This window comes from Arthrobacter sp. Hb9-2, from assembly GCF_059091165.1.
Genome location: NZ_JBNHGJ010000013.1, coordinates 18,185 through 42,496, shown reverse-complemented (window position 1 = coordinate 42,496; position 24,312 = coordinate 18,185). Strand labels below are relative to the sequence as shown.

Genomic DNA, 24,312 nt, shown 5'->3' with positions numbered 1-24,312 from the left:
CGTCGGACGTTTCCTGGTGGCCCAGCCAGTGGCGCGACTGTCGCGGGGCGCGCCAAGGCCCGGTGGCTTCCGGTATGTTACCGAGAGCCACCGGGCCAGGGTGGGGCTTTTGTCTACCTGTTGGTGACCGACAGTGGTCCGGCAGTGCCTCCCACGGTCGACTCAATCCAGACAGAGCCTGGGTTGGTGGTGCCGGCGGCATTGTCGCGCAGCCGCAGGCTCCAGGTGCCGCCGGTGGCCGGCGCGACTGCCGCCGCGACGTTTACCCGGCTCAGCACCGTGCCAGTAGGACCACCAACCCTGATGGTGATGGTGGCGCCAGGAACGCTGCCGCTCCCGCTGACCCTCATGTCGCCGGGCTTCCACGTGGCCGAGGCGATGGTGACCTTGTCCGGAACGGGTGTCACCTTGACCTCATCCGTCCGGACCGTCATGCCGACGGTGACCGTCAGTTTGAAGGTGAGCGGGTTGTTGGTCATCGTGGAGTTGTAGAGGGGCAAGCTGAAGGTTGGCTTCGGTGTAGTGGCCCCGTTCAGGGTGACCGTGTCCTTGGCGCTGTTATCTGCGGTCAGAATCTGTTCCCACTTGTATGTGGCGCCGGCGGCCTGGGTGGTGGAACCGGTGCCGTCCAGAGTGACAGTGGTTGCCGTGGTGCGACGCGCGACGTTCTGATCCGGTCCGGCATTCGCGACAACGGCACCCTGAACGGTGACAGGAGCGCTCTTGGCCGATGGGGCTCCGGCGCCGTTGGTGTTGCTGGCCGTGACGGTGAACGTGTACTCGGTGTCGCCGTTCAGCCCGTCGTAGACCAGCGAAGTGACGTCCCCGGCCACCTTCTTGGGAGTTCCGAAGGCTGCGTCGCCGGTGTAGGCCTGGACCGAGTATCCGGTGATGGTGAGTCCTTCAGCTCCGGCGTCGGGTGCCGTCCAGGAAACTTCCGCCGTTCCCAGCCCTGCCTTCGGCGCGCTGGCGATCACCGGAGCGGCCGGGACGGGATCGTTGGTGATCGTGAACGCGAAGGTCTGGTTTTGGGATACGTTGCCCGAGGGATCAATGGCGGCCACCGTGAAGGTGGTGTTTTCGGTGACCTTGATGGGGCTCTTGTAAACGGTTGCGTTGGGGCCGCTGACGCCGGCGGCGACAGGGTCTGTTCCGTCAGTTGTGTAGTAGATGTCACTGCCCGGTTCGCTGGCCGATAGCGTCAGTTCCTGCGCCGTTTTGAAGGTATTGGGTTCGGGCGAGGCAGACACGGTCGGGGCAGTGGTATCCGTATCCGCAAAGGCGTGGGGAGCCGGGAACGTCTCACCGACGCTGCTGACGGATACCACGTGAACGTCGTATTCCACGTTCGGTGAGAGGCCCTTGATGGTGGTGCTGGCGGCCTTCGGGTCACTGATGCGCACACCGGATTCCAGCCGCTCGTTGCCCGTCCCAGTTTGGGCGACAGCGCTGACGCGGTAACCGGTGATTGCCGGCGTTCCGGGGACAGCCACGGCCGGGGTCCAGTTCACTTTGATATCGCCACTAACCTTGGCCGCTTTTATGTTGGTAGGCCCTGCAGGCCCGGAGCCCAGGGGACCATTCGGGCAGCCGCCCATTCCCGGTCCGCCAAGCTCGCCATACTCGGCGATGGTCAGGCCCTGCCGGTTGTCGTCGGCATCGCTCTCTTCCCAGGCCATAGAGCGCGCACCGCCAGCTGCTGCCGCAATTTCGGCGGCCTGCGTTTCGTCGAATTCGTAGGTGGCGGTGAAGGTGTTGGGGCCGTCCAAGCCAAATTCCAGCGTTGAAGTGTAGCCGTCGTCCCCTCCCGGTGCTCCGGCAACTGCCCGGGCGTCGCGGCGCCCCACGCTGGTGTCCTTCAGGGCGGGCTCGACAATGCGTTGTTCCATCTGGTCCTTGTTGACGCTGCCGGCCACATGACCCTTAACGATCACGGTGTTGCCGTTGCGGATGGAGGGAGCATTGACGTAGGTGTCCTGGACGGTTGTGGTTCCTGCCTCGGTGGTGCCGAATTTGATGGTCACCTTGTCGCCGGGCTTGATGTCGGGGGTGACCTTCACGTCAGTCCCGTCGCCCCAGCAGACTCCGCCCGGGTGGTTGATCTCAAAGGCCACGTCCCCGGCCGCGACCACGCTCTTCGCGGAGCCGACAATCCCGATTCCGGGGCGGTGGACCTCCACTGTGGCGGTCTGGCCGACCCTGTCTTGGTAGCCCTCAATCGTGACGAAGTCCCGGTCGGGGAAGACCACCACGTTGTTCGGGAATGCCGGGACGGCGGCGTTGGCGGTGGGGATGGCGAGCAGGGATGTGGCACAGAGTACGGCCGAGACCGACCCAATAATGCCGGCCCTTCCAAAACTATGGACGCGGACTCCCCGCTCTCCTGGTCCGTGTAGTGCAGATTTCATAAGAACCTCACTGATCCTGGGTGCGCAAGGGGTTCACGCACAGTCACAACGTAGGAAGTGCACCTTGTGGAAACGCTGGCTGCAGTCCTGCTGAACAGGACGCATACACCAGCCGAGGGGCAGGGCGGCTTGCTTTTCCCAAGGAACGGAAGCGGCTCCTAGGGATTCCCTAGGAGCCGGCAGCCGGGCGGTCACAAGCCCCTGCCGCCGCTGTCCCACGGTTGGTGCGACGACGCCGGGCAGGGGCTTGGCAATCAGATCTTCCTGGTTCGTCCCGAGCGGAAGAACGCGGCAATGCCTGCGGCGAGTCCCAACAGCCCGGCCGCCAAGGCCGCCCAGACCGGCCCGGGCATGGGTGCATCCGGGTTCACTGCCGCTACCGGCTCAGTGGCTTGCGTTGTCCCAGCGGTGCCGCCGTGGCCGTGTTGTGCCGCCGCGGCGGCAGTTGTCACAAACGATGGGGCGGGGTCCTCGGGTTCGCCTTGGCCCTCTACCACCGGATCATCCCAGTTCCGGACGGTGCCGTCGGAGTAGGACTGCGCCACCGGCAGCATTACGGTGGTACCGGCCGTCGGAAGCCGCCCGACATAGACGGAGAACATCTGGTATTGATCGATAGTCAACTGACTCGATGCGTCGATGGCGGTCCAGGACACGGACAAGGGCGCCTCGGTGATGGTGGCACCGTTCACGGTTACCGGCTGGGGCAACGTTCCTCTGACCACCTCGGCGGTCCAGCCCGGAACGGGCTTTACCCGGACCGATGTGAACGGAGTGGCCGTTGGCAGATCCACCTTGATTTTCGTGGTTGTGGCGGTCTCCGACTCGCTGGGAACCCTAAAGGTCACCTGCGTGGAGGCTCCTTCCGCGGGGGCGTCCGGTGTTACGGTCACGTGGGCAGTGGCCGCACCGGGGCCAAAAGTCATAAGAGTGGCCGTGGCTGCCCCAATGGCAGCTACTTTGAGGGCATTCGTCGTCTTGGTTCTCATGGAAAAGTCCTTTGCTGGTGCTGCCGGGACTGTCCCGGAAATATCTGTAAGTCGGTCCCTGAGCGAGGGCGCCAATGAGCCGCAACCGCTCATGCCGTGGGAGTGGCAAGTTCTTCACGTTCATCCGCAGATTCCCGGGCTGTGCCGGCCGCATGCCTTACATGCTGGTTCTGTGCACCCTGGCCACCGCGGTTGCCGGCCATCGCGGCTGTTATGGCGAGCGTTATGGCGGCGATAGACCACATGATGGTGCCGCCCAGCTCCGGGGCGGCAGCCGCTGCCAGGCCCCAGGGTTGGCCTACCGAGGTGTACCAGGGCATTTCCATTGCCGGTGCCTGCTCCGTCAGTTTCCACCCGCCGAATGCGTAGACGCCGGCCATTCCTGCCAGGACGAACAGCCGCTGGCTTGCGGCGTTGCCGGTGCCGGGGTCCGGGGCGCCGGTAAGCGTGGCGGTGGCCAGAGAGCCGGCGAGCAGGGCGAGCAGGGTCATGGTGCTGTAGCCGATCTGGCCCACGGCTGCCCATTCGAGCAGGGGGGTGTAGTAGATGACGAGCAAGGACGCAACGAGGATAAAGATGCCCAACACCGGATCCCGCCGTAGCGCCGCAAGCACCGGTTGTACGCACCGTTCCAGGAATTCCTTGACCCCGGCGCTCCCGTCTGTTCTGGCCCTGATGGCAAGCTTGGCCAGGGTCAGCGGGGCGGCCGGGACGATCAGCAACGGTACGACGGCGGTGAGCATCATCTGGGTCAGGACGTGCGCGTTAAAGAGGTAGCCCTGATAGAGGTGCACGCCCCCGTTAGTTACAACGAACAGCACTGCCATGCCCGCCAGCCACGCCGCTGTTCGCTGCGCGGGCCAGGGCCGCCCGCCTGCCCGGAGCCGCCGCACCCCGGCCAGGTACGCGAAGACGGCGAAACCGCAGGCCAGGCTCCACAACGGGTCAGGAGCCCAGCCCGAAAGGTACTCCCAAAGGCCCGGCTCGGGCAGCCCGGCGGCGAAGTCCGCGGCAAACGTCTTCCCGGACCCGGCGGCCTTGGGTGGTTCTGTCCGGGCAAGCGCCGCGGCCATCCCCGAAGCGGAACCCATGACTGCGAGTTCGACGGCGGCGAGGGCAGCGAAGTGCCTGCCACCCCGCGCCGGGTGCTTATCAATCCGGCCCAGCAACCAGCGCCGGTGCAGCACCCCGAACAGCCCGAGCATGATGAAGACTCCGGCCTTGGCCAGGACAATGACACCGTAGGGGCTCAGGAGGGCCTCGACCGTACTGATTCTGGTGAGGGCGCCCAGGATTCCTGAGACTGCGAGGGCGATGAAGCTGATCAACGCCAGCGTGGAGTACCGCCGTACGGTCACGCCCAGCTGGCCCGCCGGCAGCGCCGGCCTCAACACCACCAGTGCCAGCAGGCCGCCCAGCCACACCGCTGCGGCGCCCGCGTGCACGAACAGGGTGATGGTGCTGTCCGCATGGTCGGTGCCGCCGGCAGCATGGGATTTCATGACCAGCGGCAACAGCCCTGCGAAAGCCGCGGCGGCGGTGACGGCAAGAAGGCGCGGGCTCCTGAGCCGGAAGCACGAACAAGCTACGGCGGCGGCTATCAGCGTGCTCAGGGCACCCGCGCGGCCAGCATCAATCCTGGCCAGGTACATCCAAAAGGCCTCATCGAGTCCGGCCGTAGGCGCCCTGTTGGCAAGGAGCAGGAAGCTTGCGGACGTGTGGACCGCGGCGGCCCCGCCCCAAACCACCGCCGACCATCCGGCAAGCTGAAGTGCCCGGTGATAGGCGGTCCCGCCGTGGGGGAGTGCGAAGGCTGCCAGGACCAGTGCACCGATGGTGCCGGCGCTGGCGAGGTTGAACAGCATCTTCGCTGCAGGCAGCCCCCAGGTCACGGCCGGGCCCGCCCGGTCCAGCAGTCCCGGGTCCGCGCCGCCGCCGTAGATGTACGCCCAGACCAGCGACAGCATCCCGGCCGCCAGCAGCGCCGGCAATGCCACTACCCGTGTTCTCAGCGACATCGCGCCCCTTCCGCCGCTCTACTGGCCCTGATCCCGTTTGCACGGCAACGCGGCCTCTTTCGTCATGCCAGCTTGGCGTGACCCGCTTGGGAAATCCTTGGCGTCACCGGGCCCCCGGATTTCCCCAATGTTTTCGCAATGTGCTCCCGCCACTGTGTGTGCATGTCAATTTCACGCCGGCAGGCACTGCAAATAGGTGGTATCGGAATCATTGGCGCCTTTGGGCTTGCCGTCCCGCTGCGATCGGTGGAGGCAAAGTCAGCAAGCCAGCTGGCTGCCGGCAACATGCCCAGGCCCTACCAGCGGGCTCTGACTATCCCGTCGGTGCTTCAACCCACACAAACCACTGTGGATGCCGACGGCCATACCAGGCACCACTACCGCATTGAGCAGAGGCTCAGCTCGGCGAATATCGTGCCGGGACTGAGCACGCCCATCCTTGGCTACAACGGCACGTTCCCGGGACCAACCATCAAGGTGAATCAGGGCGAACGCATCACCATGATGATGGACAACGTCCTGCCGCTGCTCCATCCGCAGTGGGGGTACCGGCTCGATACGTCCACCCACCTGCACGGTGCGGCCTCATTGCCGCAGTTCGACGGGTACGCCAACGATCTGACGGGACTCGGCTACTGCAAGGACTACGAGTACGGCAACTTCCAGCCGGCGCGGACCCTCTGGTACCACGACCATGCCGCCCACAACACGTCACAAAGTGTCTACTCCGGGCTGGCGGGCCATTACCACCTGCACGACGAGGTTGAACGAAGCCTGCTTCCCCAGGGCAAGTTCGACGTGCCATTGACCGTTTCCGACGCCATGTTCGCAGCCAACGGCTCCCTCGCATATGACGACAACACTCACTCCGGCCTCTGGGGTGATGTCATCCTGGTAAACGGCGCGCCGTGGCCGGTCATGAAGGTCCAGCGGCGGATCTACCGCTTCCGCATCCTCAACGCTTCCATTTCCCGCTCCTACCGTTTCTCCCTCAGCACCGGGGACCCCGTGACCATGGTCGCCACGGACGGCGGCCTGATGCCCACAGCACAGCAGGTGACGTCGTGGCGGCACAGCAGTGCTGAGCGCTACGAGATCCTCATCGACTTCTCCAAGTACCCGGCTGGAAAACGCGTGGAACTGCGCAACTTGTCTAACGACAACAACATTGACTACGACAACACCGGTAGGGTCATGGCTTTTGATGTAACGGATGAACCGGTGGATACGTCCGGGCCGGCCGCAAAGGTAATGCCGAAACTGCTCGCACCAAGCACCCCCATGAGCCTGACGCCGTCCCAGTCCGTTAGTAACCGGCACATGCGTGTGAAACGGGACAACGACATCTGGACCTTCGGCGGCATGACGTGGGACGAAGTGGTGGAGAGCGGCTACCGGAAAGTACTGGCAGACCCGGACCTGAACGACGTTGAAATCTGGACAATCGAAAACAGCTCAGGGGGATGGTTCCACCCGGTCCACATCCACTTGGTCGACTTCCAAATCCTCAGCCGCAACGGGAGAGCACCCTTCAACTACGAACGCGGGCCAAAGGATACCGTCTACGTGGGCGAGGGCGAGACGGTCCGGCTGCTCATGAAATTTGAGCACCACCGCGGCCGGTACATGATCCACTGCCACAACCTCCCGCACGAGGATCACGACATGATGGCCCAGTTCAGCGTGGGCATCGACACAAACGATCCCGACCCCAACCACCCCATCGACGCCTCGAAGCCGCATCCGATCAACCAAACCGTACCGGTGGAGGAACCCACGGACGAGCCGACAACGGAAACGCCGGAACCAAGCACCAGCGCCACCGCGACTGCGGAGCCAACGGATTCGGCCACCACCGCGGAGGCAACACCGACGGCGACAGCAACCCCGACGGCGCAGACCGACGTCCTCACCATCACCACCGCGCGGCACCGCCTTAACAAGGACCTGGACGTCACGGGAACCTCCAGGATCGGCGGGGCCGTCCCGACCGGTTCGGCCTCGGTGAAGGTCTATGACGTCACGCCCGGACGTGCCGAAACCCTGCTGGGCACCGTCTCCATCAACTCCCTTGGCGGCTGGTCCCTGGTGGCCAAGCCTGGCCCGCGTCAACAGGTCACATCGGTCAGGGCCGTATCCAGCCGTGGGGGAACGGCCACGAGCCAGGTGCGCAGGGACTGAAGTCTAGGATTCCGCATCCCCCCGCCGCTAGTATCTGAGGCAGGACAAGGTCACCCTAGGCAGGGGTCAGCAAGAATGGTCGAAGCAGCAACGGCAGCGGTTTCCACGGTGATACACCGGAACAACGTCACGGTGTCCGGGCGGGCTGATGGGCCGGTGATGATGTTTGCCCACGGCTACGGCTGCGACCAGGATATGTGGCGCAGGCTCCTGCCATACTTCGCCGACGATTACCGGCTGGTGCTTTTTGACCACGTCGGTGCGGGCCATTCTGACGCCAACGCCTATGACCGGGAAAAGTACGGGTCCCTGGATGGCTACGCGGCGGACCTTCTGGAGATCTGCGCATGCCTGGACCTGAAGGACGTCATTCTTGTGGCCCACAGCGTCAGCGCGATGATGGCGGTGATCGCTGCAACGCAGGAACCGGAGCGGTTCTCCCGGCTCATCCTTGTTGCCCCGTCGCCGCGCTACACCAACGACCCTGCGGAGGGCTATGTGGGCGGGTTTTCACAGGACGACATCGAGGGCCTGCTCGCGTCCCTGGACAGCAACTATTTCGCCTGGGCTGAAGCGCTGGCTCCGATGGCAATGGCCAACCCGGAGACTCCGGAGCTGGCCGAGGAACTGCGGAGCAGCTTCTGCCGGACCAACCCGTCCATTGCCAGGCATTTTGCCCGGGTCACTTTCCTCTCAGACACTCGGCAGGTGCTCGGGAAAGTGCCAACGGACAGCCTGATCCTGCAGTGTTCCGACGATCTGCTCGCGCCGCCGGAGGTAGGCACGTACGTGCACGAGCACCTGGTTCGCAGTTCCCTGGTGCACCTGCAGGCCACGGGCCACTGCCCGCACGTCAGTGCACCGCAGGCTACGGCCGACGCCATCCTGCAATATCTCGCTTCCAGTCCGTGACAGACACCCCGGGTCCGGACCCGGCCCACCTCGAAGCGCTGTTCAACCAGGCACCATGCGGCTACCTGGTGACGGACGACGGCGGCCGCATCACCGCGGTCAACGACACCTTCGTGAGCTGGACGGGTCACAGCCGCTCTGACTTGCTAGGATCCACCCTGCAGTCCCTCATGCCTGTGGGAGACCAGATCCTGTATTCGACCCACTGCATCCCACAGCTGGGGATAACGGGCGCCGTGTCCGAGATTGCGGTCGAAATTATCGGCGACGACGGCCAGCGCCGGGCGGCACTGCTCTCGGCGTCGCGGTCCCCGGCCTCGGTCGAGGAACCCGCCGCCGTCCGGGTGGTTATCTTCAGCGCCCACGAACGCCGGATGTACGAGAAGGAACTCGTTGCAGCCCTTCGCGCGGCGGAGGAATCCGAGGCCCGGCGTGCCGAGGCTGAAAAGGAACTGCACTACCTCGCGCTGCACGATGCCCTCACCGGCCTGCCCAACAGGGCCGGGCTGAAGGCGGCACTGGACCAACTTCCCACCGGCGGCACTGCCGGAACGCGCAGGCCGGCGGTCCTCTTCATAGACCTCGACCATTTCAAGGCCGTCAATGACAGCCTGGGGCACGCCGCGGGGGACGAGCTGCTGATCTCCGTCGCGCAGCGCCTGACGTCGCTGGCCGCAGGATCACACACTGTGTCCCGGCTTTAGGGGGACGAGTTCGTTGTGGTGGGCGCCTTTGCCGGCCCGAAGGAAGCCACCGCCCTCGCTGCCGGGCTTCTGGAGGTCCTCCGGACACCGATGCAGATCGAAGGCCTGGAAATCGTCACCTCCGCGAGCATAGGAGTGGCAGTGGCCGAGGATGACGGTGAATCCCTTGAAGACCTCATCCGCCGCGCCGATATCGCGATGTACCGGGCCAAGGAGCTGGGACGCAGCCGCTGGGAGCTGCATGAGCCGGCGGAGACGGATCCCACGGTGGACCGGCTGCGCGCGTTGGGCGAGCTTCGGCGTGGAATCAGGGAAGGCGCCCTCCGCGTGCACTACCAGCCCCAAATTGACCTGCGCACCGGGCGCACGCGGGGGGTGGAGGCGCTGGTCAGGTGGCAGCACCCCACGCGCGGCTTGCTCCCGCCGTCGGAGTTCATCACCATGGCCGAGGAATCCGGACTGGTGCGGCCGCTGGGCGCATGGGTCCTGGGCGAAACGCTGAAGCAGGCAGACAACTGGCGGCGGCAGGGCCGCCCCGGCGCCCTTGAGTTCGCCGTTAACCTTTCTGCCCGCCAGCTCAACGACCCCGAACTGGTCCCGATGGTGGAAGCCGGCCTCCGGCTGCGGGGCATCGACCCCGCGCTCCTGCTGCTGGAAATAACCGAGACAGCCCTCATGGCCGATCCCAGCGCCGCACTCGCATCGCTCACGGCCCTCAAGAACCTGGGCGTAGGGCTGGCTGTTGACGACTTCGGTACGGGCTACTCAAGCCTGACGTACCTGAAGAAATTTCCCATCGACGAACTGAAAATCGACAGGTCCTTCATCAACGGCCTGGGCTCGGACTCCGGAGATTCGGCCATTGTGGGCAGCTGCATCGACCTGGCGCATGCGGTGGGCATCCGGGCAGTCGCCGAAGGCGTGGAAACGTCCGGCCAGGTCCATATGCTCAAGGCCATGGGCTGCGACCTCGCGCAGGGGTACCACTTCGCCCGGCCGCTTCCGGCCGGCCTCCTTGAGGAATGGCTGGACGCAAACGGCGGCGGCTAACCGTTCCCGGTGCGGGTGTTCCCTCAAACCAAGAGTGCAGCTACCCGTCTATTCGGATACAGCTGCACTCAAAGTTTGTGGAAACCAGGAAGAAAAGAGTCTGTGGCTGGCACTCTGGCCCGATTGTGGGCGCTTCGGGTGCCTTGCCTGGAAGCTTCTAGGCGGCGATCAGTCCACGCCTTGCGGGCGCGTGCTCCCGGCGCGGTGCCAGGACGCTGATGGTGCAAGGTGCCTGCTGCGGATCGATCCTGGCCGGCAGGTGGTGCGTTTCGGAAGCGGTATGAAGCATTTCGAGGGCTTCTGCATCGACCATCGCGTGGCTGATGTCCAGCTTCAGGTCCAGGCCTTCCCTTAGGGCATTGGCCCGCTTAACTACTACATAAAGTGCGTTCACGCTGTGAACGGTGATGTGCCCCTTTGCAATCACCAGAGCTTTGGCGTGGTCGAGATCTACACGGACAACGATGTTGAGCTTTGAATTCAAGTTGTAAAACCTTCCCCGGCATTGGCTGCGACGCTGCAGCTTCTTGCTTTGGCCTGTTTCTTAAGCCTCATCCAGAGTAAGGGGCAAATGTGACCCACGCAACAGTTACGTATTTATTACACCGATTGGGATGCTGATCCTGTGACGCTCCGTGGCCCGCGTTGCTGGAAGCCGCACGCACGCCGGAACGACGGACAGCTGAAGCCGCCGCCCGCCGTCGAACTTTCCGACCAGGAACTGGCTCAGCCCACAGCTTCAGGAAGCCGCCCGGTTAAGACTGACACCGGCGCCGAGGACCAGCGCTCGCGCTCGGGCTCATAGGAGATGACCACGGAGGTGTCCCTGTCCCGCGCCTCCTCCATCGCGAGCAGCAGGGCGTCCTCAATGTGCCGCGCGTATTCGAGCCGCTCGGCCAAGGATCCCTGAAGCTCGCCGTCGTCGATCAGGACATGGCCTTTGCCGTCCACGATGACCTTCAGCGAATACCCCTGGTCCTCGTGGAGGGATCCCCGCGTAGTTGAAATCTCGGTGACCCTGTCTGCCCGGACCAGCCCGTTGCCGAGCGTACGGATCCACACTTCACCCATGGAAAAACCTCCCCTTTGGCAGTGGGCGCGAATCAGCACCCCATAAGGCAAACGGTAGTCCTTCGCAAGGGTTTTGTGACCCCCAAATGTTTGTCTTTCATTTCCCTGCTGCCGGCCACCCTAGGATAAATCTGATGACTTCCCCGGACGACCCCCAACCGTTCAGCCTGAGCGCCATCGCGGTGGCCGCTTTTGGCCCCACCCTGCTCTTCGGGATCGGCCAGGGAGCGATTCTTCCGGTGGTGGCGCTGACCGCCCGCGACCTTGGCGCGTCCGTTGCAGTCGCGGCGCTGATCGTCACGCTGATTGGACTGGGCTCGTGGTTTTTCAACCTGCCCGCATCGCTGGTCACGCTCAAATTCGGCGAACGCTGGGCCATCGTGGGCGCCGCCGTTGCGGCCGCACTGGCGCTGGCTGCAGCCGGTTTATCCTCCCTCATCCCCAACGGACTGTGGCTGCTCGCGGTGGCGATGGCCGTCGTCGGTATGTCCGGCGCGGTCTTCGGGCTGGCCCGGCAGAAGTACCTCACCGAGGCCGTTCCCGTGGCGTTCCGGGCACGGGCGCTGTCCACCCTGGGCGGTGTGAACCGGATTGGCGTCTTCATTGGCCCGTTCCTGGGCGCTTTGGTGATGCAGTTTTCCGGCATCGGTGGGGCTTACTGGGTGGGTGTGGTGGCGATGGCCGCCGCCGCGCTGCTGTCCCTCACCATCCCGGACCTTGAGTTGGCGGACACGCGCGACGACGGGAGTGCCGGCCCGGAGCCCACCCTCCGCAGTGTGGCGGTTTCCCATGCAGGCGTCTTCCTGAGCGTGGGCGCCGGGATACTGCTGCTCAGCGCGCTGCGCTCGTCCCGCCAGGTGGTCATCCCGCTATGGGCCGACCACCTGGGCCTGGACGCGACCTCGGCCTCCCTGATTTACGGCCTCTCCGGGGCGATCGACATGCTGGTTTTCTATCCGGCCGGCAAGCTCATGGACCGGAAGGGCCGACAGTTTGTGGCCGTCCCCTCCACCCTGCTGATGGGCGCTGCACTGCTGCTGATTCCGCTCACAGGGTCCTTTGTGGGGTTGCTCCTTGCGGCGCTCTTGATCGGATTCGGCAACGGGATCAGCTCGGGGCTGGTGATGACGCTGGGTGCGGACTTCTCGCCAGACCGTGGGCGTGGCCAGTTCCTGGGGCTCTGGCGGTTTATGGCCGACGCCGGTTCCACCGGCGGGCCTGTCCTCCTCTCCGGGGTGACGGCTTTGGCATCCCTGGGGGCGGGGATCTCAGCCACGGGCATACTCGGGTTCGCGGCGGCGGCCGTGTTCGCCGTCGTCATTCCCAAGCTGAAGCACCGGCGGAACTACTGACGGGGCGCTATCCTCAACAGATGAGTGAAACGGGAACGCCCACTCGAATCAGCGCGCTGCAAAAAGGCGCGTGGTGGCTGCATGACTACCTTTATGCCGGCGTATGGCAGGTCCGCGGCATGCTCTCCCGCGTCCAGCCCGGCTCGTTCCACCAAGGCCACCGCGCTCCCGTGGTGATCATCCCCGGCGTGTACGAAAACTGGCAGTTTATGCTGCCCCTCATCCAGTGCATCCATGACGCCGGACATCCTGTTCACGTGGTGACCGTGCTGCAGCGGAACAGCCTGGACGTGCCCGCTGCCGCCAGGCTCGTGGCCCAGCACCTGGAGGAAGCGGGCTTGCGGGACGCCGCCATTGTGGCGCACAGCAAGGGCGGGCTTATTGGGAAGTATGCGATGCTGAACCTCGATCCGGAGCAGCGGATCGACCGGATGATCGCCGTGTGCACGCCGTTTTCCGGGTCGCGCTACGCCAAGTACATGCTGCTGCCCAGCCTGCGCATCTTCTCCCCGCGTAACGCCCTGACCCTCCAGCTGGCCAGGGAGGAGACCATCAACAGCCGCATCACCTCCATCTATGGGCCGTTCGATCCGCATATTCCCGAGGGCAGCGTGCTGCCGGGCGCCACCAATATTCAGCTGTCTGTCGCCGGGCACTTCCGGATCCTCGGGGATTCCGAAACGTCGCGGATCATCGTGGAGCAGTTGAACCTTCCGGCGTGACGCTTCGCTTCCGCCAACGGTTGGGATGCAGTCTTCCGGCTGCACCTTAGGCTGGTCATGAGTTGGCGACCGAAAGGAGAAGCACTGTGACGTCCACTGGTGACGCCGGCCGCAAGCGGGCCGTCCCGGAAGAGCCGGACCACTCGCGTTCCAGCAGTGCTGTGGAGCGCCGGCAAAGCAGGTGGGCAACAGTCCTCGCTGTCCTGCAGCGGCTGCTGTACCTGGTGGTGACCATAGCCGTGGGCTGGGCTGTCTACTACTTCCTGCTCGCCCGGCTTTCGCGCGGGCCAGAACAGGCCTGGGTGTTCCTGCCGGTCTGGCTGATCCTGGCCTACGCACTGCTGCCGCGTATCCACAAGATCCTCAGCAGCCTGTACATCCCGGACTACTTCATCGGGCGGACCAGGACGGGCGACGGCGTACTGGGGGATCCCGTGAACCTTGCCGTAGTGGGACCCAAGGAGGAGTTGCGCCAGGCGATGCGGACGGCGGGGTGGGTGGAAGCCGATCCCATTACCCTGGCCACCGCCTGGCGCACCCTGACCTCGACGGTCCTGGGGCGCAGCTACCCGCAAGCCCCGGTGAGCTCGCTTTATGTGTTCGGCAACAAGCAGGACCTTGCGTTCCAGCGGGAAATCGACGGGAATCCGCGTAAACGCCACCACGTCCGGTTCTGGAAATGCCCTGCCGGCTGGATGTTGCCCGGCGGACTGTCAGTGGACTGGGTGGGGGCGGGGACCTACGACCGCAGCGTGGGGTTGTCCCTGTTCACCTTCCAGATCACGCACAAGATCGCCGACCGGACGGACGAGGAACGCGACTTCATCATCGAGACCCTCCGCTCAGCCAACGCAGTTGAGTCCGTGCACGTCATCCTCAACTACTCCAGCGGATACCACCACAGGAACGGCGGCGGCGACGCCATCCGCACCGACGGGCACCTTCCGATCATCGACCTGCACCCGCCGGATCGGCTGCGGAGGGCGGGTTCCCCGGCCTCCTAGACCGTCGCATTGCCGGAGTTGGCTTCATGGACTCCGTGGGCGCGGGGCACGTCAACGGCCGCTGGGGCCGCCTGCGCGGGTGGCTGTGCCCAGGATATGCGCGACGGGAGGGGCCAACGGACCTGCCGAGAAGTCGAACCGCCGGCTGGCCTGCACCGTGAATCCCGCCGCGGTGATGGCCCGGAGCGTGTCCCGGTTGGGGTGGCAGCCGCCGGCCATCCGCTGCCAGGCCGGGGTGAGCAGGTCTTCGGCGGCGGCCAGCAGGCGGTTGTGGGAACGGACGTGCTCGTAAAAAGCGAGTGTCCCTCCGGGGCGCAGGACCCGGCGGATTTCAGCGAGTGCAGTGGCCTGGTCAGCCACGCTGCACAGGACGAGGCTGGCCACCACGGCGTCCGTGCCGGCATCGTCCGCGGGAATCTGTTCGGCGGCGCCGGCCCGAACCGTTATGGGCACCCGCGCGGAGGACGCACTGGCCAGGGCGAGGTTTCGGAGATAGTCGTCCGGTTCGATGGCCAGGACCTGGGTCACCGTTTCCGGGTAGAGCGCGAAGGACGAGCCGTTACCCGCGCCGATTTCGATGACGGTCCCGCTGAGGCGTGAAAGGATGGCTCGCCGGTGTTCCGTGCCGCCGCGGCGGTTCATCTCCTCCACGGCCCGCGCGTACGCCCGGGCGAAGCGGGGGTGCTGCAGGTCCGGCGGTCCGCTCTCGCCGGAGGGTCCTTGTTCCTGCCTGCTGGCGCCGGTCATTACAGTCCTTTTTCCGCCTGGTCCTAGCGATCCTAGCCTGCGTTGCTAGTCCGCGTTGAAGGGGTTGCTCGTGTCCGTGGCGAGCGTACCGCTGCTGGCCGTCAGGACGCACCCAGAAGCTTTACCGGCAATTTCGAGGTCGGTGAAAACGGCGAGGCCTGATGACGCTGCCCGCGTAAGCGTGCCCTTGATGGTGCAGTTGGACTGAAGCATGACCTGCGCGGAGCTATCAACCCGGTTGCCGAAGGCGTCCAGGACATGGACGATCACCGGCGGCGTGATGGGCGTGTTCTTGAAGACGACGGCGGGAATGGCATCAAACGTGAGGCGCCCCGGGGCTGCGGCGGTGATGGTCGCGGTCACCGGGGCGGGAGCCGCCAGGCCTTGAGAAGCTGCAGTGATGGCCGCGGTGCCAGCTGTGGTGTCCCCGTAAAAGAACGACGCCGACGAGGACCCGGCGGGGATGGTCACAGTGGAGACCTTGGCGCCGTTTGCCGTGGCAGAAAAGATGGTGGCTCCGGCGGAGCTGGTGGCGAGCGAGACGCTGGAAGTTTCGGCAGTAACGGCGTTGCCGTAAGCATCCTGGCGTTGAAGGGTCACCGGGCCAAGGGTTGCCGCACTTGAGGCCGGGCCCGTCAGGGCTGCGCCGCTGGTGACTATCAGCTTGCTGGCTGCGGCCGGAACAACCGTGAACGCGCTGCTAACGGCGCCGGCGTAACCAGGGCTGGAAGCGATCAGCGTGTAGCCCTCGCCTGCCTTGTTGGTTGAGAGGCCGCTGAACGTGGCTGTGCCCCACCCATCGGTGGTGGCGGTGACCGTTCCGGACAGCGTCCCGGCAGCCGGATTGGCGCCAAGGCTGATGGTGACCGGGACTCCCCGTTCCCACACCTCAAGCCCGAAGATGGTCCGCAATTGCACGCTGAAAGATGCAATCGGCGAGCCGGCAGTCACGGTGGCGGACGGCTGCGAGTCGAAGGAGAGGTCACGAAGGCTGGTCACCGTCACGTTTCCGCTGACGGGGCCTGCTGCTGTCCAGGAACGGTGGACGGCCGTTACCTGATAACGGTGCGTGCCCTCCGGGACTGATGCGTCCGTGCACAATGTGCCTGCGATCGGAGCGGCCGGGCTGGAGCCGCAAGCGGCCACGGCCGTGGAACCGGTGATGCGGGTGACGAAGTAGCCCGTCGGAACCACCGCGCCGCTGGACCCTGTCCAGCTGACGGCAACGTTGGAGTTGCTGCTTGCCGGCACCGAAACGTTGGTGGGCGGAAGCAGCGTGGCGACTGACGCCGTCGTACTTCCGGATCCGGAAGCCCGCCAGTGCGCTGTAGCGGGAGCAGCGCCTGCGAAAGCAGCAATAAAAAGGATCACGACGGCCAGCACTCCGGCCCGCAGGAGCCAGTTAAACCAAACCAGCTCCCGGCGAAGCCGGGGGGTGGCTTCGGGGGAGCTGGCGTTTGTGGGCACGGGGACCTTCCGGAAAAAATCGAGCTTGATAGCGGTCAGGCGGACTTCATCACCATTGGGCTACGAAGCTGATGGACTGCTTCAGGAAGTGACTCCTTGCCCTCTTCAGCTGGCCGTGAAGTGCAGGGGCACCGTGGCGCCCTTGCAACCGTCCTGGTTGACGCCGGGGCGGTCGACCATCTGAAGCGATACGGTGCCGGATACCGTGCCATTGGCCGGGATCTCGGTTGCGGTGAAGCTGGGCGTGCCTACAGCGAAGTCCAGGGCAGAACACCCGGAGACCTCGGTCCAAGCGGAACCATTGGCGCCGGCGACAGTCACAACAACGTTGGTCAGCTTCTGGACGCCGGCATCAGCGGGATTTTTCACGGTGAACGTGAAAGTCTGGACTGGACCGTTGGGGGAGAGCGGATCGCCGGCAACGGTGCTGGTGATGGTGAAGTTCTTGGAGGTGCCGGCCTTGGTAGTGGTGTCGTGCGAGCCCGTGGCCGTCCAGTAGGCGAAAGCTGCACCGCCGCCGATAGCTACCAGCGCGGCAGTGGTGCCGATGATGCGCTTCTTACGTCCAGCAACCTTGCTCATGTCATACCCCTAAAACTTTTGCGGTAACCGCAGAGACCCTGTGAGCCTGTGCGGCTCCGATAGGAATAGCTTGGTGGAGCTGGATCAAATTACTCATGGGTAATTCGTCAAGGTTTTGTCAAGTGTTCCTCGGCGTTTGCGCAGGTCAGCGGCGCATAGGCCGGGAACGTACCACTGGGCCTATTCGCGCAGACCGGGGTGTGCGAACCTTTGGTGAAGGGAGCCGTTTCGCCGTGGCAGGAGGGCCGAAGTGAGAATTGCGTGCGGGCAGTTCAGTGCCGGCAGCGAACCGCAGCGGAACCTGGTGCAGATACAACAGTTGATGGAAACTGCCGCCCTGAACAACGCGGACCTGCTGGTGCTTCCCGAGTCCAGCCTGTACGCCGGCACCGAACCCCCAAGTGTCCTCGCGGAAGTCGCAGAGCCCTTGGACGGCCCATTCATCAGCGGGATCGCAGTGCTCGCAAGAGGACTCCACCTGCCCGTGGTGGTAGGAACCGCCGAGACGAACCCCGGCGGCCTTCCGTTCAACACCCTGGTGGCCCTTGACTCGGAGGGCTCAGTTCAAGGCACGTACCGCAAGGTGCATCTTTACGATGCCTTTGGCTACCGCGAAAGCGACGGAACCAGCCAGGGCGCCATCACCGAGCCGTCCCTGCTCTCCTTCGGGCAGCTGCGCCTGGGCATGCTGACCTGCTACGACCTCAGGTTTCCGGAAAGCGCCCGCTACCTGGTGGACGCCGGGGCGAACGTCCTGCTGCTGCCGGCCATGTGGATCGTCGGCCCGGGGAAAGAAGACCACTTCAACACCTTGGTGCGTGCCCGTGCCATCGAGAACACCACCTACGTGGTGACGGCCAACCAGAGCGGGCCGCTGGCCACTGCCTACTCGATCGTGGTTGACCCCTTCGGGGTGGTAATCGCCAACGCCGGCGAGGCACCCGGGGTCATTTTTGCCGAGCTCGAACCCGAACGGATCGCGGCAGTCAGGACCCGTGTGCCGTCCCTGCGCAACCGCCGCTTCACAGTGGTACCCCGGGACCTTCGCTAAGCCCGGAAGTGTGACCTTCTTGACACCTGCATTTGACCTGCACGAAACATGCAGTGCCTTCCGCCACCATAAAATTGGAGGCAGAGAAATTTCCCGGAAGGACCACTGTGCAGACCACCGACGCCGCGATGAAACCCATCATCGGACTCACCACGTACCTGGAGCAGGCTGGGACCGATGGTTGCGGCACGGTCAGGGCGGCATTCCTGCCCGAGACGTACCTGAATCCCATCATCGCCGCGGGCGGTGTGCCCATCCTGCTGCCTCCCCAGCCTGTCATGGCAGGCATGATCGAACTGCTTGTGGGCAGGCTCGACGGTCTGGTGGTTCCCGGGGGCTGGGACGTGGACCCGTCCCTCTACGGCCAGGAAGCCCACCCGGAAACCGATGCCCCACGCCCAGAGCGTGATGCCTGGGAGCGGGCCCTGATCCAAGAGGCGATCCGCCAGGACGTTCCGCTGCTGTGCATCTGCCGCGGTGAGCAATTGCTGAACGTCACGCTGGGCGGCAGCCTCCACCAGCACCTGCCCGACGTCATCGGGAACGGCCAGTACCAGCCCGGCGGCTACAACTTCAACAGGATCCCGGTGGAAATCAAGCCCGGCTCCCGGCTTGAGCAGCTGATCGGCGCGAACCCCGGACCAGTGCCGGTCTCCCACCACCAGGCGGTGGACAAGCTCGGCGAGGGCCTTGTTGCTGCAGCCTGGAGCGAGGACCAAGTGGTGGAAGCCATCGAATACCCCGCGAGCACCTTCACCATGGGCATCCAGTGGCACCCGGAGGAGCTGCCCGAGGACTTCGGCCTTTTCCATGGTTTCGTCGAAGCAGCCCGGGGGAAGTTCCTGTCCCGCCTCCTGCCGGCCAAGCGGGCGTCGGCGGTCACTGCGGAGATCAATGCCAGCCTCGCGGGGCCGCCGCTCGTCTGAGCGTAATAGCTATCCGCAGGTGGCCAAGTGCTCCTGAAAAAGGCCAAGGGGACGCCCCGAAGCAGCGCGCAATAGGCCGTGTTTCGGGGCGTTTTCACGTGTTTTTCCTTGCGGACAGGAAATAAGCATGCTTAGTATGTTCTGACACTGAGGTTAAGCCAAACGCTTCATGGTCCTATCCAGGGAGTCATAGATGGCTGGTTTCCGTAACGTTTTTCCTCCTGCCCATGGACGAGTCCCACATAGGGGAGTTGCCGGCCCAAAGGGGCAGCGCTGATGCGCCGCCTGGGTGTGGAGGAAGAGTTCCTCATCGTCGACAACGCGAGCGGGCATGCCGTCCCACTGGGCGAAGTGCTGGACCGCCTGAGTGACGATGACGGGCTCAGCAGTGAAATGAAGCAGGAACAGATCGAAGCCTGTACGCTGCCAAGGATCCGCCTGGATGAGTTGGCGCAGGACCTCACGGCCCGGCGGGTGAGCGCGGATTCCACCGCCCGCGCAGTGGGAGCACGCTCCGTTGCCCTTGCCACATCGCCTTTTCCGGTGCGTTCCACTGCCGCGCCGGGCGAGCGGATCGAGCGCCTGATGCAAAAGTTCGGCGTGACGGCGGCTGAGCAGCTGACCTGCGGCTGCCACGTCCACGTGGAGATCGACTCGGACGAGGAAGGCGTTGCCATCCTGGACCGGATCCGGATCTGGCTCCCGGTCCTGATGGCCCTCACAGCGAATTCCCCTTTCTGCAACGGTGTGGACACCGGCTATGCAAGCTACCGCTCCCAGGCCTGGAACAGGTGGCCCACCGCTGGTCCCAGCGAAATCTTCGGCTCCGCTGAGGGTTACCACGCCCACATCCAGGACATGCTCCGCTCGGGCGTTCCCCTGGACCTGGCTCAGATCTACCTCGACGCCAGGCTTAGCCACCATCACCCCACCGTGGAAATCCGGGTGGCGGATGTGTGCCTGTTCGCCGACGACGCCGTCCTGCTCGCCGCCCTGGTGCGCGGCCTGGCGGAGACAGCCGCCAGGCAGTGGCGCGCGGGCGTGCCCCCGGTGCCTGCCTCTGCAGTACAGCTTCGGCTCGCCTCCTGGCAGGCGGGCCGGTTTGGGCTCGACGGCGAACTGGTGGATCCGCTGACAGGCCAGCCCCGTGCCGCCTTCGAAGTGGTCATGTCCCTGCTGGACTTCATCCAGCCGGTGTTGAAGGAGCAGGGCGAGTTCGACGTTGTGGAATCCCTGCTGTTCCAGGTCCTGACCAGGGGCACCGGTGCTGCAAGGCAGCGGCAGGCCTACGCCAAAGCGGGCAGCCTTAGCGACGTCATCGCCGACGCCGTCCATGCGAGCAGCCTGCCCGCAACAATGCTTCGGAAGCTGAATGATTCGCCGCTGCTGGCGAGCGACCAGAGTTTTTAGGCAAGGATCAGGAACGAGGACCCTGAAATGTGCGGAATAGCCGGCGAAATCGCCTTCAACGGGAGAAAGGCCTCCCAGGAGTCGGTTCTGAAGATGATGGGGGCAATGACGTCGCGGGGGCCTGACGGGCGGGGGACCTGGGAGTCGGGCTGGGTGGCACTGGGGCATCAGCGCCTCAGCATCATTGACCTTTCCGAGGCAGGGGCGCAACCAATGCTGGACGACGGCGGTCTGGCCGTTACGTTCAACGGCTGCATCTACAACTACAAGGAACTGCGCCGGGAACTGGAGCGGGAATTCACCTTCCGGTCCAACAGCGACACCGAGGTGATCCTGAAGGCCTACCGGAAGTGGGGCGACGACTTTGTCCACCACCTGGTGGGGATGTTCGCGGTGGCTCTTTACGATCCGCAGCGGCAGGAAGTCCTGCTGGTCAGGGACCGGCTGGGCATCAAACCGGTGTACGTCTGCGAGCTTGCGGGAAGGTTGCGCTTCGCTTCCAGCCTGCCCGCGCTGGTGGCTTCGGGCGGAATGGATACGTCCATTGACGAGACAGCCTTGCACCACTACCTGAGCTGGCACTCGATCGTCCCCGCGCCGCGGACCATCCTGCGCGGCATCCAGAAGCTGCCGGCCGCCACCATCCGAACCATCCGTGCCGACGGAACCTGGCATGACCGCGAGTACTGGAAACCCGGCTATACGCGCCGCGCGGAGCACGCGGACTGGTCCGCGGGGGACTGGCAGGAAGCCGTCCGCGGTTCCCTTCAAACGGCAGTACGACGCCGGATGGTGGCCGACGTGCCGGTGGGCGTCCTTCTCTCCGGGGGCCTGGACTCCAGCCTCCTCGTTGCCCTGCTCGCCGGGGAGGGCCAGCACGGACTGTCCACGTTCAGCATCGGGTTTGACGGCGCCGGCGGGGACTCCGGGAACGAGTTCGCCTACTCGGACCTCATTGCGCGGGAGTTCGGTACGCAGCATGAGCAACTGCACATCAGCACCTCCGAGTTCGCGCCGTCCATCGATGGGGCCATGGGGGCGATGTCCGAACCGATGGCCAGCCACGACGTGACGGCGTTCCACCTGCTGTGCCGGACTGTCGCCGAGCATCTGAAGGTGGTGCAGTGTGGCCAGGGCGCCGATGAGGTCTTTGGCGGGTACGGATACCACCAGCCGCTTGCTTCTGTGGGCCCTTCGGAGGCGTTGTCCACGTTCACCTCAAGTTTCGTGGACCACAGCCATGAAGAACTCCTGAACATCCTGGAGCCCGAGTGGTACTGCGCCACCGATGTGAGCAACCGGGTCCTGGCCGCCAACCTGGACGCACCCGGTGCGGACACCGCCCTGGACGCGGTGCTCCGGCTGGACACCCACCTGCTGATGGTGGACGATCCCGTCAAGCGGCTGGACAACATGAGCATGGCCTGGGGCATCGAGGCCCGGGTGCCGTTCCTGGACCATGAACTGGTGGAGCTCGCCGCGTCCTGCCCGCCGGAACTCAAGGCATCGCAGGGCGGAAAGGGCATTTTGAAGGACCTGGGCCGGCAGATGCTGCCCGCAGCCGTGGTGGACCGGCCCAAGGGGTACTTCCCGGTCCCTGCCCTCCGGCACCTTGAGGAACCGTTCATCTCCATCGTCCGCGAGGCGCTCCACGCACCGGAGGCCAAGCAGCGGGGACTGTTCCAGCCGGCCTATATCGACGGCCTCCTGGCAGACCCCAACACCCAACGGACAGCCGTCAACAGCAACGTCCTCTGGCAGTTGGCGCTGCTGGAGATGTGGCTCCAGCACCACGGGGTGGGCTAACGCCAGGTGACGTCAGCGCCTGGGCGAGTCCCGCCGTCGTGCGGCATAGGCGAACAGGGCGGTGGTGGCAACGGTGGCCAGATACCCGGCGATCACGATCAGCGAGATCCCGGCCCAGAAATAGTTGGTGGTGCTGACCTCCTGCCAGGGACTGGGCGCGATCCGGACCAGCGAATACATCGCCACCGCAGCCGACGCCAGCCCGATCAGTACCGGCAGCGTGAGCCAGATCCGGGCCGACCCGATGTGCCCGCCGAAGCCGTCCCACGCATTCCACGCCCCGCGGCGGATGATGAGCCAGCCTGCCGGAATCATGAAAGCGCCCACCAGCAGGAACGCCGCCACCACGTCGGCCGGCCGGTGCCACTGGTTGATCAGCGTGGAGACGCCCGAGGCAATCGCGAATGTGCCGCCCACAAAACCGGCCATCGGGCGCCACCGGGGCGAGGCCATCAGGAACACCGCGGCCGCCGCCGACGCCGCCAGGGTGGTGTGCCCGGACGGCAGCGAATTCAGCTCCAGCGTCACCACGCCCTTGTCCGGCCGGGCCGGAAGCACATCCTTCAGGACCTGGGTGGCAATATTCGCGCCGATGCAGGCAGTCACCGCAATGCCGGCTTCCGTCCAGTGCTTCCGGATCACCGTGACAAAGAGCACCACGACGGCGGCCATCACCAGTGAGATGGTGGGCAGCAGATCCAGGAACCTGGTGGTCGCCTTGCCCGCCGGCCCGTGGATATCGACGGCCTCCACCAGCGCGGACTCGTCGATGAACTGGCCCGTAGTGGTCTGGACGAAGTAGTAGTACGTGGCGACGAGCCCTGCAACGCAGGCCAGCGTGGCCAGCACGAAAAAGAAACCCGAGCCCGGAGCGGGGCGTGCTGGGGTCCTGGTCTGTGCCTGCCGTTGAGAAGTCATCACTTCAAGGTTGTCACAGAAAGCTGGGATCCCGCCGCATGTGCCGGGGATGCCGGGTGAGCCCGGCCCCGGCGGCATTTACCCCAGGTTCCGGGTAAGTTCCTCGATCAGTTCGAACTGCTCGCGCACGCCGCCCTCCATGCCGGACTGGGCAATCATGTCCCGCACGTCCTTGCTGCCTGCGTCGGTGCGGATGCTGACCAGGGTGGCGCCGCCGTCGGCATCGCTGAAGGTGACGGTGTTGACCACGGACCCTTCCTCGCTGTCCGGCGACGCACCTGGCGACTCCATGACCTCCGTGTGCACGATCCGTTCGTTGGGGACGATCTCGCGGTACGTTCCGTGGAAGGCCACCTCGAACCCACCGTGCGCCACCATCACGTAGCGCCATGCGCCGCCCACCCGGAAGTCCATCTCGGCCGTGGTCATCTCGCCCCGCCGCCCGGGCCACCAGCGCTTGACCAGTTCAGGTGTGGTCCAGGCCCTGTACACGAGGTGCCGGGGCGCGCCGACGGTCCGTGTGATGAGGATCTCCCGGTCGCTGGGAAAGGTCACGTCCATGGTGCTTGTCTGTGTCATTGTCCTGATCCTTAGTCTTGCGTGTCTTCCTGTGTGAGGTCGGCGAGCACGTCGTCCAGCAGTTCGAAGCGCTCGCCCCAGAGGTGCTGGTAGCTGGAGATCCAGTCATGGATGGGCTTCAGCGCCTGGGGGTTGAGCCGGTACAGCCGCTGCCGGCCCTCATCCCGCACGTCCACCGCCCCTACCTCCCGCAGCACCCGCAAGTGCCGCGAGACCTGGGGCTGGGCCAGGCCGAGGAGTTCCACCAGCTCGTTCACCGGGCGCTCACCATGAGTGAGGGCGTCCAGGATTTCCCGACGCCGGGGTTCGGCTACCGCGTTGAAAGTGTCCGTAGTCGTCGCTGCCCGTGCCATGCGCTCATTATATATCCATATGGATATATAATGGAAGGGTTTGCCGCCTCCCGCTTGTACAG

Annotated in this window: 21 protein-coding genes and 1 pseudogene; 11 read left to right on the top strand and 11 right to left on the bottom strand. The window is 65.0% G+C overall.

The annotated features are described in order from the left end of the window. Positions 1–113: 113 nt before the first annotated feature. The 3 genes from AC5RV1_RS09475 to AC5RV1_RS09465 form a co-directional block, all read right to left on the bottom strand. Entirely contained in the window at positions 114–2,408 is a 2,295-nt protein-coding gene (locus tag AC5RV1_RS09475; protein WP_493994339.1) for a fibronectin type III domain-containing protein, read from the bottom strand. A 254-nt stretch (positions 2,409–2,662) separates the two neighbouring features. After that, on the bottom strand, positions 2,663–3,397 hold the full coding sequence (locus tag AC5RV1_RS09470; protein WP_493994338.1) for a YcnI family copper-binding membrane protein: 735 nt from the start codon (positions 3,395–3,397) through the stop codon (positions 2,663–2,665). A gap of 89 nt (positions 3,398–3,486) precedes the next feature. After that, positions 3,487–5,415, bottom strand: a complete 1,929-nt coding sequence (locus AC5RV1_RS09465; protein ID WP_493994337.1) for a bifunctional copper resistance protein CopD/cytochrome c oxidase assembly protein — start codon at positions 5,413–5,415, stop codon at positions 3,487–3,489. A 162-nt stretch (positions 5,416–5,577) separates the two neighbouring features. On the opposite strand from AC5RV1_RS09465, the gene AC5RV1_RS09460 reads away from it, so the two are divergent. The 4 genes and pseudogenes from AC5RV1_RS09460 (at position 5,578) to AC5RV1_RS09445 (ending at position 10,262) form a co-directional block, all read left to right on the top strand. Beyond that, positions 5,578–7,596, top strand: coding sequence for a multicopper oxidase family protein (locus tag AC5RV1_RS09460; RefSeq protein ID WP_493994336.1), 2,019 nt, complete (start codon positions 5,578–5,580; stop codon positions 7,594–7,596). A 75-nt stretch (positions 7,597–7,671) separates the two neighbouring features. Beyond that, positions 7,672–8,508, top strand: a complete 837-nt coding sequence (locus tag AC5RV1_RS09455) for an alpha/beta fold hydrolase (protein WP_493994335.1) — start codon at positions 7,672–7,674, stop codon at positions 8,506–8,508. Further along, positions 8,505–9,440 (top strand): annotated as a pseudogene (locus tag AC5RV1_RS09450) (PAS domain-containing protein); the annotation flags it as partial. The gene AC5RV1_RS09455 and the pseudogene AC5RV1_RS09450, both read left to right, overlap by 4 nt. A gap of 39 nt (positions 9,441–9,479) precedes the next feature. Continuing rightward, positions 9,480–10,262 (top strand): putative bifunctional diguanylate cyclase/phosphodiesterase, encoded by a 783-nt coding sequence (locus tag AC5RV1_RS09445; RefSeq protein WP_493994389.1) that lies wholly within the window; start codon positions 9,480–9,482, stop codon positions 10,260–10,262. Positions 10,263–10,419: 157 nt separating this feature from the next. On the opposite strand, the gene AC5RV1_RS09440 is transcribed toward AC5RV1_RS09445, so the two are convergent. Then, entirely contained in the window at positions 10,420–10,746 is a 327-nt protein-coding gene (locus AC5RV1_RS09440; RefSeq protein WP_493994334.1) for a hypothetical protein, read from the bottom strand. 242 nt (positions 10,747–10,988) lie between these two features. Further along, positions 10,989–11,333, bottom strand: coding sequence for a thioredoxin domain-containing protein (locus AC5RV1_RS09435; protein WP_493946924.1), 345 nt, complete (start codon positions 11,331–11,333; stop codon positions 10,989–10,991). A 134-nt stretch (positions 11,334–11,467) separates the two neighbouring features. Here AC5RV1_RS09435 and AC5RV1_RS09430 point away from each other — a divergent pair, with 134 nt between their 5' ends. The 3 genes from AC5RV1_RS09430 (at position 11,468) to AC5RV1_RS09420 (ending at position 14,411) form a co-directional block, all read left to right on the top strand. Beyond that, positions 11,468–12,685, top strand: coding sequence for an MFS transporter (locus AC5RV1_RS09430; RefSeq protein WP_493994333.1), 1,218 nt, complete (start codon positions 11,468–11,470; stop codon positions 12,683–12,685). Between the two features lie 20 nt (positions 12,686–12,705). Next, positions 12,706–13,407, top strand: a complete 702-nt coding sequence (locus AC5RV1_RS09425; RefSeq protein ID WP_493946922.1) for an esterase/lipase family protein — start codon at positions 12,706–12,708, stop codon at positions 13,405–13,407. A gap of 86 nt (positions 13,408–13,493) precedes the next feature. Further along, positions 13,494–14,411, top strand: a complete 918-nt coding sequence (locus tag AC5RV1_RS09420) for an LssY C-terminal domain-containing protein (RefSeq protein ID WP_493994332.1) — start codon at positions 13,494–13,496, stop codon at positions 14,409–14,411. Between the two features lie 51 nt (positions 14,412–14,462). Here the strand turns inward: AC5RV1_RS09420 and AC5RV1_RS09415 are convergent, their stop codons facing one another. The 3 genes from AC5RV1_RS09415 to AC5RV1_RS09405 all read right to left on the bottom strand — a co-directional run bounded on the left by AC5RV1_RS09415 (position 14,463) and on the right by AC5RV1_RS09405 (position 17,207). Next, positions 14,463–15,158: a class I SAM-dependent methyltransferase gene (locus tag AC5RV1_RS09415; protein ID WP_493946920.1), complete on the bottom strand. Its 696-nt coding sequence runs from the start codon at positions 15,156–15,158 to the stop codon at positions 14,463–14,465. Between the two features lie 45 nt (positions 15,159–15,203). Then, positions 15,204–16,625 (bottom strand): hypothetical protein, encoded by a 1,422-nt coding sequence (locus AC5RV1_RS09410; protein ID WP_493994331.1) that lies wholly within the window; start codon positions 16,623–16,625, stop codon positions 15,204–15,206. 105 nt (positions 16,626–16,730) lie between these two features. Next, complete coding sequence (locus AC5RV1_RS09405) at positions 16,731–17,207, bottom strand: hypothetical protein (RefSeq protein ID WP_493994330.1); 477 nt, start codon at positions 17,205–17,207, stop codon at positions 16,731–16,733. Between the two features lie 250 nt (positions 17,208–17,457). On the opposite strand from AC5RV1_RS09405, the gene AC5RV1_RS09400 reads away from it, so the two are divergent. The 4 genes from AC5RV1_RS09400 (at position 17,458) to AC5RV1_RS09385 (ending at position 22,400) form a co-directional block, all read left to right on the top strand. Then, positions 17,458–18,258, top strand: coding sequence for a carbon-nitrogen hydrolase family protein (locus AC5RV1_RS09400; RefSeq protein ID WP_493994329.1), 801 nt, complete (start codon positions 17,458–17,460; stop codon positions 18,256–18,258). Between the two features lie 107 nt (positions 18,259–18,365). Then, positions 18,366–19,184, top strand: a complete 819-nt coding sequence (locus tag AC5RV1_RS09395) for a gamma-glutamyl-gamma-aminobutyrate hydrolase family protein (protein ID WP_493994328.1) — start codon at positions 18,366–18,368, stop codon at positions 19,182–19,184. Between the two features lie 276 nt (positions 19,185–19,460). Then, positions 19,461–20,594: a glutamate--cysteine ligase gene (locus AC5RV1_RS09390; RefSeq protein WP_493994327.1), complete on the top strand. Its 1,134-nt coding sequence runs from the start codon at positions 19,461–19,463 to the stop codon at positions 20,592–20,594. A 27-nt stretch (positions 20,595–20,621) separates the two neighbouring features. Further along, the gene (locus tag AC5RV1_RS09385; RefSeq protein ID WP_493994326.1) at positions 20,622–22,400 is read left to right on the top strand and encodes an N-acetylglutaminylglutamine amidotransferase; all 1,779 of its coding nucleotides are present in this window, start codon (positions 20,622–20,624) and stop codon (positions 22,398–22,400) included. A 12-nt stretch (positions 22,401–22,412) separates the two neighbouring features. Here AC5RV1_RS09385 and AC5RV1_RS09380 read toward each other — a convergent pair whose 3' ends face one another. The 3 genes from AC5RV1_RS09380 to AC5RV1_RS09370 all read right to left on the bottom strand — a co-directional run bounded on the left by AC5RV1_RS09380 (position 22,413) and on the right by AC5RV1_RS09370 (position 24,250). Next, entirely contained in the window at positions 22,413–23,318 is a 906-nt protein-coding gene (locus AC5RV1_RS09380; RefSeq protein WP_493946912.1) for a phosphatase PAP2 family protein, read from the bottom strand. 78 nt (positions 23,319–23,396) lie between these two features. Next, the gene (locus AC5RV1_RS09375) at positions 23,397–23,897 is read right to left on the bottom strand and encodes an SRPBCC family protein (protein ID WP_493994325.1); all 501 of its coding nucleotides are present in this window, start codon (positions 23,895–23,897) and stop codon (positions 23,397–23,399) included. A gap of 11 nt (positions 23,898–23,908) precedes the next feature. Beyond that, positions 23,909–24,250, bottom strand: coding sequence for an ArsR/SmtB family transcription factor (locus AC5RV1_RS09370; RefSeq protein WP_493994324.1), 342 nt, complete (start codon positions 24,248–24,250; stop codon positions 23,909–23,911). Between the last annotated feature and the right edge of the window lie 62 nt (positions 24,251–24,312).

Excerpts from the sequence above, each read along its gene's own strand:
- AC5RV1_RS09430 (WP_493994333.1), top strand. The coding sequence starts at position 11,468 with ATGACTTCCCCGGACGACCCCCAACCGTTCAGCCTGAGCGCCATCGCG.
- AC5RV1_RS09375 (WP_493994325.1), bottom strand. The coding sequence starts at position 23,897 with ATGACACAGACAAGCACCATGGACGTGACCTTTCCCAGCGACCGGGAG.
- AC5RV1_RS09460 (WP_493994336.1), top strand. The coding sequence starts at position 5,578 with ATGTCAATTTCACGCCGGCAGGCACTGCAAATAGGTGGTATCGGAATC.
- AC5RV1_RS09380 (WP_493946912.1), bottom strand. The coding sequence starts at position 23,318 with ATGACTTCTCAACGGCAGGCACAGACCAGGACCCCAGCACGCCCCGCT.
- AC5RV1_RS09385 (WP_493994326.1), top strand. The coding sequence starts at position 20,622 with ATGTGCGGAATAGCCGGCGAAATCGCCTTCAACGGGAGAAAGGCCTCC.
- AC5RV1_RS09405 (WP_493994330.1), bottom strand. The coding sequence starts at position 17,207 with ATGAGCAAGGTTGCTGGACGTAAGAAGCGCATCATCGGCACCACTGCC.
- AC5RV1_RS09390 (WP_493994327.1), top strand. The coding sequence starts at position 19,461 with ATGCGCCGCCTGGGTGTGGAGGAAGAGTTCCTCATCGTCGACAACGCG.
- AC5RV1_RS09425 (WP_493946922.1), top strand. The coding sequence starts at position 12,706 with ATGAGTGAAACGGGAACGCCCACTCGAATCAGCGCGCTGCAAAAAGGC.
- AC5RV1_RS09470 (WP_493994338.1), bottom strand. The coding sequence starts at position 3,397 with ATGAGAACCAAGACGACGAATGCCCTCAAAGTAGCTGCCATTGGGGCA.
- AC5RV1_RS09435 (WP_493946924.1), bottom strand. The coding sequence starts at position 11,333 with ATGGGTGAAGTGTGGATCCGTACGCTCGGCAACGGGCTGGTCCGGGCA.
- AC5RV1_RS09415 (WP_493946920.1), bottom strand. The coding sequence starts at position 15,158 with ATGACCGGCGCCAGCAGGCAGGAACAAGGACCCTCCGGCGAGAGCGGA.
- AC5RV1_RS09370 (WP_493994324.1), bottom strand. The coding sequence starts at position 24,250 with ATGGCACGGGCAGCGACGACTACGGACACTTTCAACGCGGTAGCCGAA.
- AC5RV1_RS09465 (WP_493994337.1), bottom strand. The coding sequence starts at position 5,415 with ATGTCGCTGAGAACACGGGTAGTGGCATTGCCGGCGCTGCTGGCGGCC.
- AC5RV1_RS09475 (WP_493994339.1), bottom strand. The coding sequence starts at position 2,408 with ATGAAATCTGCACTACACGGACCAGGAGAGCGGGGAGTCCGCGTCCAT.
- AC5RV1_RS09455 (WP_493994335.1), top strand. The coding sequence starts at position 7,672 with ATGGTCGAAGCAGCAACGGCAGCGGTTTCCACGGTGATACACCGGAAC.